The organism is Nostoc favosum CHAB5714, from assembly GCF_020829495.1.
GTDB classification, from domain to species: domain Bacteria; phylum Cyanobacteriota; class Cyanobacteriia; order Cyanobacteriales; family Nostocaceae; genus Nostoc; species Nostoc favosum.
In genome coordinates, this window is the sequence record NZ_JAIVFQ010000018.1 from 100,362 (window position 1) to 116,038 (window position 15,677).

Annotated in this window: 11 protein-coding genes and 3 pseudogenes; 5 read left to right on the top strand and 9 right to left on the bottom strand. The window is 43.1% G+C overall.

Annotation, left to right across the window (positions count from 1 at the left end; genetic code table 11):
- Positions 1–64: 64 nt before the first annotated feature.
- From LC586_RS14980 to LC586_RS14990, 3 genes and pseudogenes are all read right to left on the bottom strand, one after another.
- Positions 65–400 carry a XisI protein gene (locus tag LC586_RS14980; protein ID WP_229485570.1) on the bottom strand — a complete coding sequence of 112 codons (336 nt, stop codon included), beginning with the start codon at positions 398–400 and terminating at the stop codon, positions 65–67.
- Positions 388–808, bottom strand: a pseudogene (locus tag LC586_RS14985) (XisH family protein). Before LC586_RS14985 ends, LC586_RS14980 begins: the two are co-directional and overlap by 13 nt.
- A 79-nt stretch (positions 809–887) precedes the next feature.
- Positions 888–3,887 (bottom strand): zinc-dependent metalloprotease, encoded by a 3,000-nt coding sequence (locus LC586_RS14990; protein ID WP_229485571.1) that lies wholly within the window; start codon positions 3,885–3,887, stop codon positions 888–890.
- A 533-nt stretch (positions 3,888–4,420) separates the two neighbouring features.
- On the opposite strand from LC586_RS14990, the gene LC586_RS14995 reads away from it, so the two are divergent.
- Positions 4,421–6,190 (top strand): pentapeptide repeat-containing protein, encoded by a 1,770-nt coding sequence (locus LC586_RS14995; protein ID WP_229485572.1) that lies wholly within the window; start codon positions 4,421–4,423, stop codon positions 6,188–6,190.
- A 338-nt stretch (positions 6,191–6,528) separates the two neighbouring features.
- Here LC586_RS14995 and LC586_RS15000 read toward each other — a convergent pair whose 3' ends face one another.
- The gene (locus LC586_RS15000; protein ID WP_229485573.1) at positions 6,529–6,714 is read right to left on the bottom strand and encodes a hypothetical protein; all 186 of its coding nucleotides are present in this window, start codon (positions 6,712–6,714) and stop codon (positions 6,529–6,531) included.
- 73 nt (positions 6,715–6,787) lie between these two features.
- Here LC586_RS15000 and LC586_RS15005 point away from each other — a divergent pair, with 73 nt between their 5' ends.
- The 4 genes and pseudogenes from LC586_RS15005 to LC586_RS15020 all read left to right on the top strand — a co-directional run.
- Positions 6,788–7,858, top strand: coding sequence for an LOG family protein (locus LC586_RS15005; RefSeq protein WP_229485574.1), 1,071 nt, complete (start codon positions 6,788–6,790; stop codon positions 7,856–7,858).
- Positions 7,859–8,523: 665 nt separating this feature from the next.
- Positions 8,524–9,846 (top strand): D-alanyl-D-alanine carboxypeptidase, encoded by a 1,323-nt coding sequence (locus LC586_RS15010; RefSeq protein WP_229485575.1) that lies wholly within the window; start codon positions 8,524–8,526, stop codon positions 9,844–9,846.
- A gap of 287 nt (positions 9,847–10,133) precedes the next feature.
- The gene (locus tag LC586_RS15015; RefSeq protein WP_229485576.1) at positions 10,134–11,351 is read left to right on the top strand and encodes an HhoA/HhoB/HtrA family serine endopeptidase; all 1,218 of its coding nucleotides are present in this window, start codon (positions 10,134–10,136) and stop codon (positions 11,349–11,351) included.
- Positions 11,352–11,480: 129 nt separating this feature from the next.
- Positions 11,481–11,801 (top strand): annotated as a pseudogene (locus tag LC586_RS15020) (Type 1 glutamine amidotransferase-like domain-containing protein); the annotation flags it as partial.
- A 9-nt stretch (positions 11,802–11,810) separates the two neighbouring features.
- Here the strand turns inward: LC586_RS15020 and LC586_RS15025 are convergent.
- From LC586_RS15025 to LC586_RS15045, 5 genes and pseudogenes are all read right to left on the bottom strand, one after another.
- Positions 11,811–12,773, bottom strand: coding sequence for an endonuclease/exonuclease/phosphatase family protein (locus LC586_RS15025; RefSeq protein WP_229485578.1), 963 nt, complete (start codon positions 12,771–12,773; stop codon positions 11,811–11,813).
- A 274-nt stretch (positions 12,774–13,047) separates the two neighbouring features.
- Positions 13,048–13,333, bottom strand: a pseudogene (locus LC586_RS15030) (hypothetical protein); the annotation flags it as partial.
- A gap of 94 nt (positions 13,334–13,427) precedes the next feature.
- Positions 13,428–14,330 carry an MBL fold metallo-hydrolase gene (locus tag LC586_RS15035; protein WP_229485579.1) on the bottom strand — a complete coding sequence of 301 codons (903 nt, stop codon included), beginning with the start codon at positions 14,328–14,330 and terminating at the stop codon, positions 13,428–13,430.
- Between the two features lie 11 nt (positions 14,331–14,341).
- A complete protein-coding gene (gene panD / locus LC586_RS15040) occupies positions 14,342–14,725 on the bottom strand; it encodes an aspartate 1-decarboxylase (protein ID WP_229485580.1) in 384 nt (127 codons plus the stop codon).
- Positions 14,726–14,915: 190 nt separating this feature from the next.
- Positions 14,916–15,428 carry an inorganic diphosphatase gene (locus tag LC586_RS15045; protein ID WP_100901064.1) on the bottom strand — a complete coding sequence of 171 codons (513 nt, stop codon included), beginning with the start codon at positions 15,426–15,428 and terminating at the stop codon, positions 14,916–14,918.
- Between the last annotated feature and the right edge of the window lie 249 nt (positions 15,429–15,677).

A 15,677-nucleotide genomic window follows, 5' to 3' on the forward strand; every position in this document is an offset into this window, starting at 1 on the left:
CTTTTTTCTGCCTTTATCTATGCCACCTCAATTGTAAATTTAATAGCACTTAGACAACAAGCCTTTATCCCACAGCATAATCTGTATACTGCCGGATGTAAGGCGGGTGAAATCCAACGACAATATCGTTTTTTGCTACTCCCATTGCCACCAGTTGCTCACCGACATCCTCTTCTGTACCATTCCACTGAATCCAAATTTTGCCGTTTTTGATATCAAAATGCATCACAGGGCCAAAAACCCTATGTCTATTTTGCCAACCAATATATATCAATTGGTAATGATCTTGTTCTCCGTCAAAAATTGTTTGAGCTTCAATTTCATTATTAGAGGAGACACGTTGAGCATATTCTGTAAGTAATTGACGAATACACTCTCGATATTTATCTAAATCTGCCATCGGATAATTTCCTCCGTTTCCACATCATAAACTATCAGATTGATTTGACTGCGCTGGATAATAGTTTTAATAAATGGTTTATTTAAAAAATCGTTATAAGTGTTTAAAGGCACTGCTAAATACAAAACTCGCTCAGAACCTATTTCTTAAGAAAGCATATCGATAATTAATAAACTGTCCCACCGCAGTATGAAACTCAGAAATAGTTGAAGTGCCGATAAAACTTTTAACTTCAACCGCGATTATTTCTCCCTCTCTTTCTGCCGCAATAATTCTCTCTGCTCCCAAGTCAATGTACATATCGGTAATATTTTCTATGCGAATTAGCAAAGGGTCATGAGTAATTCGCCACCCGTCCTTGTGTAATGCCGATTTCACAACATTGTGAAATTTATCTCTAGCTGACATAAACTGTTTTCTCAGCCTGTATGGGCATCTAAATATATTTTGCCAAAGAGACGCGATTAATCGCGTCTCTACAACTTTTTTAATTTCCTTGCAACGGCGCGTTTAAGACTTTCTCGATACGATCGCGCGTTTCTAATAAGTGCGCTTTGGTATATTCATCCTCGGAATTAACCCCCTTAAGTTTCTCATTTAGTTGCCTGAGTTTATACCAAGCTAGAGTGCGGGCATCTTCTGGAACATATTCTTTTCGCAACACCATACCAGTCAAAATGTCCAAGTATTGTCGCTGCAAGCCTCGGCGCAAACTGGCAATCTTCATTGGTTGACCTTTTGGTTTGATTACTTCTGTCCAGATACCTGATTGCAAAGTGTCAAATAATTCCGGCAGAGTCAGTGCATTTTCTGCCTTCGTTTTCAGTTCAATATCCTTGAGGCGAGAGAGGCGATCGCCTGAGAGTAAATCCCGCAACACAGAACCTTGCATGAACAGCACCAAGTCATGAATTGGAAAATCCAAACGACCAACTTGGGGAGAACTACCCCAATGTCGCCAACGGGAAGGTGCTAATTTATTCAGTAATTCTGGTGAAAAGCTGAGAGCATCTTCTGCAAATACATACTTTTGCAGTGTTTCTAAAGCCTGTCGTTGTTCTTCAACTGGGACTGGTTCAAATGGTAATCGGCGTTGGCTAACTCCAGAGGGTATTTCGCTGGGGTGGATGCGATAGAATGACTGTCCCCCAATGTATTTTGTGGTGTAATATATTTGCTGAAAATAGTTACCCAATACTGTGCTAAAACGTTCGCTCACATCGCTGTAACTATCACCATCCATTGGATAACGCTTATCGAGACGTTCCCACATCACCCGCGAATTATTCAATTGCCACTGGGAATAAAGCAGGACATTGCCGCTGTTATCCCAAGCATCAGCAGTTGGGTCAAGGTCATACACATCTTCATCTGTAGAATAACTCAACTCTGGCTTATAGGATTGTGCAGCAATTTCTGACAAAATTGGCTTTTCTGCTATGGGAGTTGATGTTTGAATTGATATGTAGCCATACTTAATCGCCCATTCATCATAAAGCCCTACCATGCTGGGAAAATAATCTCCCTGTTTTGTACCTTGAGGGGCAATATTTGGAGGAATATAATCCATCACCGAAGTTGTCAGACCTTTAGCTTTGGTAATTTCCGTATTATTCATCTCCTGTGGTGATAGCAGTGTACTACCACGGAAGTTATGGCGCAAACCAAGAGTATGCCCAACTTCGTGAGCGATGATTAAACGTAAATATTGATTGATGTATTCTTTCATCTGGTCAGGAGTGGCCATGGTATCTGGCAGCAGTGACATCGCCAGTGAACCAAAGGCAAACTGGTTAGCAGCTTCCATCCCGTAGCATAAATCGTACTCGCCTGCCATTTTCGATAAACGGTTCAACAAACCCTGTTGCCCTTGCACCGGCTGGGGCACACCATTGTTTTTTGCATCTAAACCATTGGCGCAAAGTAGACGATTTTGCATCAAAGCTGATAAACTAGTACGATTTTGTGTTTGACTAGGTTGGACGATTTTGCGATACTCACTCTTAAGTGCCCGCACAAAGCTAGCATCTACAAGAATATCTGCATCCAAAATTTCCCCAGTCAATGGGTTAACGCGAGATGGCCCCATTGCAAAATAACCATCGACTGTGTTGATCCAGCGAATCGTGTTGTAACGAATATCTGCTGGGTCCCATGTGGCATCATCTGGCATTTGGCGGACTTCAATTGCATCCTTGAATCCAGCTTTGAGAAAGGCTTTGTTCCACATTAAAACGCCTTCTTTGATACCATCGCGGTACTCTAAGGGCACAGCGTTATCAATCCAAAAGACAATCGGTTTTTTGGGTGGAGAAATTACTGCTTTTGGGTCTTGTTTTTCCAAATTCCAGCGATTGATGTAGCGGACAAAAGAATCGCCGCGATCATCTTTGGATAAATCTTGGTAGGCGGTGATGAAATAACCGATGCGATCGTCAGCAATGCGCGGGCGATAATCTTTATCAGGTAGTTGGGAGAGACTGTAGTGAACGCGCAGGGTAAAACCACGGTTGTCAGCTAGTGACGCAAAGCTTGCCACTTCACTGTCACGGTCACCGCCACCAGAAAAATTTAAAACTGACTCAATTTCTAAATTTTGGGGAAAAGCTTTAGCAGTACCAAAATAAGATTGGTCTGTGGTTGATGGAACTCCTAAACTTGCAGATAATCCACCTAAATCTGTCAGTAGTAAATCTCCTAAGTCGATAAGAAGAGTTTTGCGTTCTGGATGAATACTTTTAAGGGAAATGCTGTAGAGAACAGAATCACTAAAAGACCGGGCTAGCGATCGCACCTGCGGATCTCCCTCACGTGTGCGAAAATTAACATTGCGGATGACAAAGTTTAATTTATCATCCACTCGTTGGAAATAAAACAAAAAATCTTGCAGAGGCATACCACTGTAAATACCCCGTTCACCAATACCCGATTCCAGGGTTGCTGTAGCTAGGTAATTTTTATTGAGTTGCTCTGGCTTAATTTCTAAATAAATTTTATTCTTTTCTTTATTGCGATAAAGGGTGAACAATCCCCCTGACTTTTGAGTGTCTTTGATTACTTCGTCAAATGGCTCTAAATCATCCTTTGCTGTTGGTGTTTTGCTAGGTTTAGGCTTTTCTGCGGGTTTTGCAACTTGCAAGAATGGTTGCTGTCCTGCTTTTTTAAGGTCTTTTACTACCCAAATAAACGGTTGAGGCTGTGCGTGTTTATTTTGATTAACCACCCAAACTTGCCCTGACGGTAGCCTCTTTTCCTGGGGAATATTGATATTCTTTGGTGATAATGCTGAGGAAGAAGTTTCTATCGTTAACTGATTATTGGATTTCTCTCCACTTCTGGCTGTAACTACGGCTTCCACAACCCGCACAGCCTTATGGTTGGCTGACAATGTATCAATGTTAACAGACGGTGACTTGGCGCTAGCTGTTGCTATTCCTAAAAACAAACCATGTAACAAAATCATATAAAAAGTTAATCTGTTCTTCATCCCTTGTATCCCCGATAGTTATTCCGTAGTTAATTTTTAACTTTTGCAAAGCTATATAGCCTGCTTTTTATCGATTCTTTCAGATGCTTTAGATCAAGCAGCAAAGTTTAGACTTCAATTTTAGTTGTCATTTTTCCGCAATGTTCACGCTGTTGTACAGTAGGATTCTTCCTAAGAATTGCAACTCTCACAAACAGTAAGTATTATTTTTACATCAGACTAGTAAATATCTTGGAAAAAAAGTATAACAAATTAGCCAAAGGCGGAAAATAACTTGATTCTTGAAAGAATTTTTCTGATGACACTTTATTTGCATCAGGAGAATAAACTTGAGCTTACTACAGGTTAGCGAGAAGCTGCTCTCCAGGAACAGCGTTGGTGTAACCCATCGGAGAAATCGCCAAGGCATGATATTTTTCGTGTAGTATTTATTGATACTATTAATTTTTGGCAATGGCAAGCAAACTACCATAGAAAAATTTTTAATTCCGGATTATCAAAGCAGTAATTTAAATGTAACAACGGACACAGAAATGTCAACATATTTATCTCAAGTTTGGCAACTGCTGAGAAATTATGTGAGGGATATAAGGTTAGAAGAGATGCCAAAGACCACATCTGTAAAAACCGAAGCAGTTTTACCTCTAGGAAAAAGTATTAAAGAACCCTATAAAAGCGTTAAATTTGGTCAAGATAATTTACAGGAAAGTTTATGGTTTCAAAGGCTGGAAGAAAGTTTAGAAAAATGGACAATACCAAAGAGCGGTTTGACTTCTAAAATCGGCGATGGGACATCAGGCACACTACCTTCTGGATTTTCCTTTAGAGTGGGCGATCGCCAGATGCATGAAGAGATTTATGATTTACTGGGCAATGGGGCGCTGAAACCAGAAATAGTCAACCAACTAATGGAATTGGTTGTAACTGGTAAAAAAATTCGCCCAGAACTGCTTTTTTGGCGGCTAGAAGATTTTTATCGTCGCTGGTGTCAGGGAGAATTTATCGATGGGACACCAGATGATAACCTACCTCAGAAAACAATGTTAAAGCTAGCGGTGCAAAATATTGCGATCGGGCTGAGACAGGTTGACATATATACAGGGCTAAACGTACTAATTTTCCTGTTAGAATTACACCGCTACGCCCAAGAGCGAGATCAACTCAAACAAAAAATCACCTTCTATCCATCTGCTCAACCAGACACAGACAATTTTTTCACATCCCAACTGCTGCGGATCATCAACTATAGCGATGCCCTGGAAATTGGCAATTTTAGCAGTATAGTCGGGCAATTTCTCAGAGGCGGCAACTTTAAGCGTGCTTACCTGGGCGATGCCAACCTCACTGGGGCAGACTTTAGGGGTGCTGACCTAAGCCTTGCTTATCTCGGCGATGCCAACTTAACTGGCGTAAACTTCAGTGGTGCCAACCTTAGCGGTGCCAACCTCGGTGATGCCAACCTTAGCGGTGCAAACCTAAGCGGTGCAAACCTCAGTGGTGCTGACCTCGGCAGCACCAACCTCAGTGGTGCAAACCTTAGCTGTGCCAACCTTAGCCGCGCCGACCTCAACCGCGCCGACCTTAGCAGCACCAACCTCAACCGCGCTGACCTCAACCGCGCCGACCTCAACCGCGCCGACCTCAGCAGCGCTAACTTTAGCCATGCCGACCTAAGTAACGCCATCCTTTTCGGTGCAAATCTGAGTGAAGCCAACCTCCGCAGCGCCAACCTAAAACATGCTGACCTCTGTCGTGCCGACCTCAGTGGTGCTGATTTGAGTCACGCCATCCTCAACGGTACTAACCTCAGTGACACAATTCTTTTCAGTACCAACCTTAGTGATGCCATCCTCATCGCCGCTGACCTCAGCTATGCCAAACTCAACGGTGCCAAGCTTAACAACGCCAGACTTAACGGTGCAATGTTCTTAGGCGCAGACCTCACCGGTGTAGACCTGAGTCGGGTAATTCTCAACGAAGCCGACCTCAGTGGGGTGATTCTTAGCGAAGCCGACCTCAGTGGTGCCGACCTCACCGACGCTATCCTTTTCGGTACAGACTTCAGCTATGCCAACCTTAACAGTGCTAACCTCAGTGGCAGTAACCTCAGTGGTGCTATCCTCAATGGTGCGGATCTTAGCCACAGTAACCTTAGCTACGCTATTCTCGGTGGTGCTGACCTCAGCGACGCCAATATGGAAGAAATGACCTGGGGTAAAAAGCAGCAGTGGGAAGATGTGCGGGGATTAGAGACAGCAGTTAATGTGCCGGAGGCGTTGAAGGAAGAACTGGGATTGAAGTGAGATGAGGGGGATGAGGGGGATGAGGGGGATGAGGAGGATGAGGGGGATGAGGGGGATGAGGGGGATGAGGGGGATGAGGGGGATGAGGGGGATGAGGGGGAAGGTAAAACCCGAGTTCTGAACAGCAACTTCCGAGTTCTGAACACGACCTTCCGAGTTCTAAACACCAACTTCCGAGTTCTGAACACGACCTTCCGAGTTCCGAACACGACCTTCCGAGTTCCGAACACCAACTTCCGATTTCTGAACACGACTTTCCGAGTTCCGAACACCAACTTCCGAGTTCCGAACACCAACTTCCGATTTCTGAACACCAACTTCCGATTTCTGAACACCATCTATGGATATTTCAGCTTGAATGATGAACTCAGAAACAGCAAATGTCTAATTATTAGCATAGTGCGATCGCCTCTTCTCTTCCTCTGTGTCGCGCCAGTTGCTTCTCCCAAGGGGAGACGCTGCGCGAACAAGTCTCTTAACCGCAAGGGCGCACTGGCAACTCTATTGCCTCTGCGGTTCGTCATTCTTCGGCATATCCCGCTTGCTAGAGTGTGAGTAGTTCACGTAAAATATAATGCCATTGTTGCAGCAGTTCTCATGACCTCATCTGCGTCGTTTGACACATTAGAGTCTTTACAGGCGGATATCGCTGAATTGATCACTCGCTTACCGACATTAAAAAATCGGCAATTTATTCAGCAAGCACTTGCTACTATTGTTCGTCTAGCTGATACCGAAATTGAGCGTCTGGATTGGAAAATCTTGTCGGCTGCATTAGCAGATATGGAGCGCGGTTTCCAGCTTTTCTATGATTATCGGCACGTTCGCAAAGTCACCATCTTTGGTTCTGCTCGTCTAGCGCCAGATACGCCAGATTACCAAATGGCCCTTGAGTTTGGTCGTGCTGTTTCTCAACTAGGATTTATGGTGATGACCGGCGGTGGGGGTGGAATCATGCAAGCGGGTCACGAAGGGGCTGGGCGAGAAAATTCCTTTGGATTAAACATTCAGTTACCCTTTGAGCAGGAAGCGAACCCGTTTATAGAAGGTGATCCCAAGCTGATTCACTTCAAATATTTCTTTACCCGCAAGCTGTTTCTCCTTAAAGAAAGTGATGCCGTAGCCTTGTTTCCGGGAGGCTTTGGCACTCAAGATGAAGCTTTTGAATGCATGACATTAAGCCAGACTGGTAAATTTGGCCCAGTACCTCTAGTTTTAATCGACCACCCTGGTGGTGATTACTGGCGGTCTTGGAGCGAATATATTGATAAGCAACTAGTGCAAAATGGTCTTGTCAGTCCTGATGACCCCAGCCTTTACACGGTGACAGATAACGTGGATGTGGCTTGTGATGCCATTACGCGTTTTTACCAGGTTTATCATTCCTGTCGATATGTAGGTGGGAAGTTAGTCATCCGTCTGAAGACAGATATATCAGAGGCTCAGGTAGAGCAACTCAATGCTAATTTCAGGGACATTATTATTCAAGGACGGATTGAAAAAAGTCAGGCTTTACCTCAAGAAGCACAAGATGAAACTGTTGAACTACCCCGCCTTGTTTTGTACTTCAATCAACGCGACTTGGGGCGCTTGTATCAGATGATTGCCACAATTAACCGGATGGGTACTCCTTCACCAGAGGATGCAGCGCATCCAGAAAGAAAGTAGGTGTTAGCTAATTCGTAATTCGTAATTCGTAATTCGTAATTTGTAATGATGCTCTCTACGAAATGCTGTGCGTAGCTTGCTTAATTAAAAGCAAGGGTACGCGGATTCCTTCGCGCTAGCTAGGCTAACGTAATTTTTGAGTTTGAGTCCCGTATTAAATTCCAATACAGTTGAGTTAAGCATTTCTTTCTTCTCTTCCTTTGCGTTCTTTGCGTCCTTTGCGGTAGCCTCCGGCAAGCCGATGCAGCGTCTACGTTAAAAAAATTGACTTTGACTAATATTTAAGCCTTAACTGAACCGTATTGTATTAAATTCTAAAGTTGCTGGTCTATAATTAGTCGGGGTAGGAATCCTTAACTAATTCAATTACGAATTACGAATTACGAATTATTTTGATCAGATGCGATCGCTTCATACCTGACCATAAACTTTTCTCATAACTAATTCATATCATTACCTCAGCTAGAGATTTTTTATTCCCATGCGGCTATTTTCATGAGCAATGGGCATTTTGGCATTGTCAAAGGAGCCGCAAAAACAATATGATTCACCCTACTTACAGATGAGAAAAACAGCAGTTATTATGACTCAATACTGATTCTTGTAAAAAAGCTTGTATATTAGCACAGTAAACACTGTGTCACATCTTAACAGAGGAATAGAACATGCTGGAATTATTGGGTTCAGGTTTGGTGTCGCTCTGGCTAGAGATGGCCGGGGTACAAATCAAACCTCTAGATGCCTTAGACGCTTTGACTTGGCAAAGTAGCCCTGGGTTAGTTCTTGCCCCTGATCCCAATCCAGCTGGGGCTACTACGGTGCAGGAATATCTCAAACAGCTAGTAACATCAAAAGTGGTGGCGCAAAATCTGGCCCAGAGTCAGGGAATTTGGATGCAGTCGGGGCCGATGCTGATGGCAAATCACCAAGGTACAACACCTCTGCCAGCTGCCTCTTTAACCAAAATTGCTACTTCACTAGTTGCTTTGAAAACTTGGGGCCCAGACTACCAATTTGATACCTTAGTCAGTGCCACTGGGCCAGTGGTAAATGGGGTTGTGCAGGGCGATTTGGTAATTACTGGTGGTGGCGATCCTTTGTTTGTTTGGGAAGAAGCGATCGCTCTTGGTAATACTCTCAATAAAATGGGTATCAAGCAGGTAAAGGGAAATTTGATTATTACTGGCAGTTTTGCGATGAATTTCCAACGTCAGCCGATGCTAGCAGGTATGATGCTCAAGCAAACACTAAATCGTGCGACTTGGGGCCGCCCCGCTATTTATACACACTCAATCATGCCCAAGGGAACGCCCAAGCCTCAAGTTGTCATTGCTGGTGCGGTGAAATTTGAGGCGCAACCAAACCCTCGACAAACTTTGTTATTGCGTCATCGCTCATTGCCTTTGAAGCAACTAATCAAGGAAATGAATGTTTACAGTAACAACGATATGGCAGAGATGCTGGCAGACTCAGTGGGAGGAGCCACTGTAGTGCAATCAACTGCTGCTCACCTTGCGAGAGTGCCACAAGTAGAAATTCAGTTAATCAATGGTTCTGGATTAGGGCCGGAAAATCGCATTTCTCCCAGGGCTGCTTGTGCCATGTTGATGGCTATTCAAGGTGAAGCATCTGCCCATCAACTGAATCTGGCTGACTTGTTCCCCATGTCTGGATTTGATCACCGGGGGACACTACACTCCAGACACATTCCCCTTGCTACTGTGATTAAAACTGGCACTCTGCGGGATGTGAGCGCTTTGGCGGGAGTGATGCCCACACGCGATCGCGGTTTGGTTTGGTTTGCTATTATCAACCGGGGGACAAATGTCTGGGGTTTGCGGACTGGACAAGATCAACTGTTGCAAAGTGTTGTAAAACAATTACAACTACCTCCAACCGTTCCTGTTACCCTAACTCCCCACTCAGCCATCAACTCTTTACCCCAGCTAGGTGCAGCTAATCGGAATGAAATTTTATTCAAAAGTTAGTTCATCTATAGTTCACCGTTAGAACAGAGAGTAAGCCAGTCTCATTCGCAACCCAAAAGTTTTATTGATGGGTAAAAACCGAACTTGTAAAGGGTAAATGTCCATATAGCTTTTGGGTTAAACTTTCCATTAACTTGATTACAGGTAGTTCGCAAAATGCCCTAACCCCATTATTGGGGAGAGCAGGCGAAACCCCAGTAAAAAGCCAACGTCAATTTTGTAAAAATAACTGTAAATAGATTTGTCACGACTAAGCAACAATTAAGCTTATAAATCAGGTTGTGATTATGCGATTTCTCAAATTACCCAGGTCTTTACGCCAACTCAGTACTCATGTTTTAGCGATCGCGCTAGGGGTTCTGCTAACCGTTAGCACATTGCAAGTGTTGCCCTCGCAAGCCGAACCAGCACCCCCAGTAATTGTTAGAGATACTTCACAACTGATTGCCCAACGGCAATCACCAGCCACTGCTGCGATCGGTAACACCAGCTTTGTGACAGCAGCAGTGAATCGTGTTGGTTCAGCAGTTGTTCGGATTGATACTGAGCGGACAATTACTCGTCGCGTTGATCCATTTTTGGAAGACCCCTTTTTCCGTCGGTTTTTTGGTGACGGTTTCTCTCAACAGATGCCTCCAGAGCAGCAGTTACGCGGTGTAGGCTCAGGTTTCATTATTGACAAGAGCGGGTTAGTTCTGACTAATGCTCATGTGGTTGATAAAGCTGATAAAGTAACAGTCCGGCTCAAAGATGGTCGCACCTTTGAAGGGAAAGTTCAAGGCATTGATGAAGTCACAGATTTGGCAGTAGTCAAAATTAATGCTGGTAACGATTTACCAGTAGCGCCCTTGGGTTCTTCCAGTAACGTCCAAGTAGGAGACTGGGCGATCGCAGTTGGTAATCCTTTGGGATTTGATAACACCGTTACCTTGGGAATTGTTAGTACCCTCAAACGTTCTAGCGCCCAAGTCGGCATTAGCGATAAACGCTTGGATTTCATTCAGACAGACGCTGCCATTAACCCTGGTAACTCTGGCGGGCCACTATTGAATGGCCAAGGTGAAGTGATTGGCATTAACACAGCCATTCGTCCTGACGCGATGGGTATTGGGTTTGCGATTCCTATTGATAAAGCTAAAGCGATCGCCGCCCAACTGCAACGTGATGGCAAAGTTGCTCACCCCTATCTAGGTGTGCAAATGCTAACTTTGACACCCGAACTTGCCAAGCAAAATAACACCGATCCCAATTCTCCTATTCAGATACCAGAAATTAATGGTGTTTTTGTAATGCGAGTTGTCCCCAATTCTCCAGCAGCATCTGCGGGTATCCGGCGTGGGGATGTAATTCTTCAAGTTGATGGTAAAGCTATTACCAGTGCTGAACAATTACAGAACGTTGTGGAAGACAGTCGTCTTGGTCAAGTATTACAGGTGAAAGTGCAACGAGGTAATCAGACACAGCAGCTTTCAGTCCGCACAGCCGAGTTGCAAAATGCTTCGTAGAGGAGCAATATAGCCGATTTTAATTGTGTGGAATAGTAGGGGCACAGCAATGCTGTGCCCTTACTGCGTGTTGTATACAAAATGACAATCCGATAGAATACTTGACATTATCATACAAGAAAAAAATACAATGATATGCCAATAATTGAACCGATAAGTTTTCAAGGATTGAATTTAGTTCCTTTTCAAATAAACCCACACTATACAAATGCAGTAATACCAAATCACAATGGAGAGACAAGAGAACAAAGACTGGAAGAATTCTTAGTTTTAAATCCAGATATTTATGTTGTAGGGTTGCAGGAAGGAACAATGTTAAAAATTGAAGATTCATCTATCAGATTGATTGGCAACAAAACGATATATTTATTCAAGTTTGGAGAAGAAAAAAAAGAGTATTATCCTAATGATAATTTGGATTTTCTTCTTGAAAGAGTTTCTTCTGGATGATGACCATTTTTAAATGACTAAATCGCTTAATAGCATCCGATGGTCGGAATTTCCACCTTTGATAGTTTTACAATCTACGACTTTGATATCATTACTAACAAAAATATGATCTATAGGCAGCTTAAGTACGCCTATAATCAAGGCTGGTAAGTGAACTTGAGTTGCCGGTTCAATCCATGAAGGTTCTACTCCAAAGCCTAGTTTTGTATTGTGTAGTCCCGTTTTTTCAACTAGTCTTTTATAGTAGGGCGACCAAGGAGTTAGGTTTAAGTCACCTGTAAATATTAGTTTTTTATCCTTTTGAGTTTGCAAGTACTGAGTCACTTCAGCTAATGCGGTGTTACGCCTAGTAAAAAGATTAGGTTTGATCGGTACTGAAGGGTGGGCTGCTACCAAAGTGATATTTTTAGTGCCAATTTTTACAGATGTGGTTAAAATCGTTCCTGCACTTAGTGTCTTTCCTTGAGGATTTTCCAACCCAAAGCGGCTAAAAACAGCCAACCCACCACCACGAGTCCGGTAAGCAAAGGGTAAAGTATCTTGTAAGTGCCCAGTTAGTTCCTTCATAGCTGGCGGGCTGATCTCGATTAATACAGCTATGTCAGGCTTTTGCTGTTCAACGAGATTAGCGACAGATGTCAACTGAGTATTTTTCTTATTGATGTTAAATTCTATAATTCTAAGAGATTCGCCTCGCCCTTGGTGGCTATTAGGCAGATACCAAGGTAATATCCAAACGCTATTAAACGCTAGCAAAGCAAGAGCAAAAAACAGTGTGCCTTGCCAACGAATTCCAGCGAACCAAGCACACAAAATCCCGATAGTGATGAGTAAAGAAACTAAAAAGTAATAAACTCTGCCGTGACTTAATAACTCGAAAGGATACCGCCAAAGGAAACCAACACCTATTGAAAGAAGGGCAGTAATCCCTAGTAGAATGTTCAATAAAATTTGACTGTAAGACTTTAACATTTAATACTGATATTTACACAAAAAGGTACTTAGTCAGATATACAATACTTAAAAAGCTTATTACTAAAATTCTACTAATTTTTGGTCAAACCATGACACTAGGGGAGACCGCTTGCACTCCTATACCAGCCGTGTTTCGAGTTTATTCATTGTGTGGCGTGGCTCAGAGCTGATTCGTAAATAAAATCTAAAGAGAACTAAATCTGCCTTGACTAAGGTTATAGGCTAAATCGAGTGTAGTTATGTTGTTGTCGATGAGCCGTCTACCACTGGAAAAACTAAAAATCAAACTGAAGAGTGATTGTTGGGCAACTTTGGTAACTCGACACCATAAGAAACCTTCTCGTGCTAACAGACGATTTAACTCTTGAACGCTCTTGTACTTGTCGCCACAATAATGTTAATACTGCTGCCACCATTAACGATAAATTCAGAACTCTATCTCGTAATCTTAATTGCTTATAATATTTTTGCCCGGCAAAAACTGCTGGGGTTAATAAAGCCTGTCTTTGTGTTTGGCGTAGGCGACAATCTGTCTTTACAGAAAAGCGAACTGACAAGTCAGTGCTTGTGCGTAGCTTGCCGCCAACTCTTGGAGACGCTCCGCGAACGGCATCGCTCTACACCGATTTCAAAGTGCCAAGGTAGTCTAAATCACTTACCAACACTTAATACTAGACCTTCATGAGCTAGTATTGCTTGAGGAAAGGCAGATTTAATATCGACTTGAACCTGGTCAAGAAAATCATCATGGTCATCTGGGTGATGATGAGAAATGGCTAGCCGTTTAACGCCAGCAGAAAGAGCTGCATTCACCGCAGCTTGCCAGAGTAAATCAGCAGAGTCATGGTTGTGAGATGTAGGCGGAGTGTAAGTAGCATTGGCAATCAGCAAGTCAACGCCTTTAATAAACTGTAAAATCCGCTCTCGCTCCACTTGATCAGCATTCTGGTGCAAATCCGTGACGTAGGCAACACTATACTCTTGCCAAGTGACTCGGTAGCCAACTGACCGCTGAGTTTGATTAATTAATGCAGTTGTAATGGTGACATCATTTAGCTTCACGTCACTGTCTCGAGTAAGATTGTAGAACTGCAATTCCGACTGCATTACCTGTAAAGGGTAAGGAAAGTGGGGCTGGAGCATCTGATCGTACAGACATTGTTTGATTGAGGCTCCATTTGATGCAGCTGTGCCGTAAATGTGAAAACAATTTTCCACAATAAATGCTGGAGCAAAAAAGGGAAACCCTTGAATTCTGTTTGATTGGCAGTTGGTAAAAAATAAATGGGCTTCTAGTGGCTGTTGCAGTTCTTGCCAAGTTTTACCCAGTATGCGTAAGCCAGTACCGCCATCAAAAATCAGGCGTTTCCCAGCTACATGCATTTCTACACAAGCGGTATTACCACCATAACGATTGGTATTGCTACTTGGAGTGGGAATCAAACCTCTTACACCCCAGAATTGCACGATAAATTCACCTGCTGGGCTACTTGGCAGGGTAGATGACTTTTCTCTTATGTAGCTCTGGGAATCCGACAACTCAAAATTTGACATTTTCCTTGAAATTAGACCTTACTGAGCAGGTCATCGTAGTGCCGCACTTCCAACAGCCTGTTTTTTTCGTCCACAATGACTACCGTAGGAGAGTAACTTTTTAACTCTTCTAGAGTGAACTGCCCGTAAGTCATTATAATCAAGCGATCGCCAATAATGCCTAGACGTGCCGCACCCCCATTTAGCTCAATTATTCCTGAATGGGCTGGAGCCGGGATCGCATAAGTAATAAAACGCTGACCGTTGGCATTATTAACTACTTGCACCTGCTCATAGGGTAAGATGCCAGCTTTTTCCAAAAGCATTTCATCGATGCTGATACTACCCACGTAGTTGATATTCGCCCCCGTGAGGGTGCAGTTATGAATTTTTGCCAAAAGGAGAGTGCGCTGCATTTGAGTTTGGGGTTGATGGCAGATTTGAAAATCCGTAACAAGCGAAAGTTATCAAAGTGAGGAGTGAGGAGTTAGCAGTGAGGAGTTAGCAGTGAGGAGTGAGGAGTAAGAAATAAAAATTCATAACTCTTAACTCATAATTCTTAACTCCTAACTCTTAACTCCTAACTCCTAACTCCTAACTCTTTTATTATCCTCTATAAGCTTTGACGGATTTTTCTACTAAAGCTGCAACTTTGTCCACATCTTGCCAACCGAGAATTTCAGTCACCTTTTTTTCCAAATTTTTATAACTACGGAAAAATTCGGCAATTTCATCTAAGCGGTGTGGCGCTAAGTCATTCAGGGATTTGACCTGAGTGTAGCGCGGATCTTTGTCAGGAACACAAAGGATTTTCTCATCGCGATCGCCACCGTCAATCATCTCCAAGAAGCCAATCGGTCGTGCGGCAATCACACAGCCTGGAAAGGTTGGCTCGTCAATTATGACCATGCCATCTAAAGGATCGCCATCATCAGCCAAAGTATTGGGTACAAAGCCGTAGTCATAAGGATATTGTACCGAGGAATAAAGTACTCGGTCTAGAGCAAAAGCTTCTAGTTCCTTGTCGTATTCGTATTTATTTTTACTTTTGCCAGTAATTTCAATCAGAACGTTGATTAGACCGGGTTTCGGTTGGGCAGGAATACGAGATAAGTCCACAAAAAACTCCTCTGATAACAATGAATCATGGGGGTACTCAGTCAGCTTCGCTCCCCGTGTAGAATTTTAGGGCAATATGGATCTCTTCCCAACGTATTCATTTCACGAGATAGGGCATTGGGCATCTGACTTTTCACGGCATGTGGAAAAGGCCATTTTGAGGGTTTTCCAAACCCTGATTTTTCCGTTAGCTATTTTCATTAACTTAAAGCTATTGACAATTAGGCTGTAGAAAAAGTCACGTTTTTT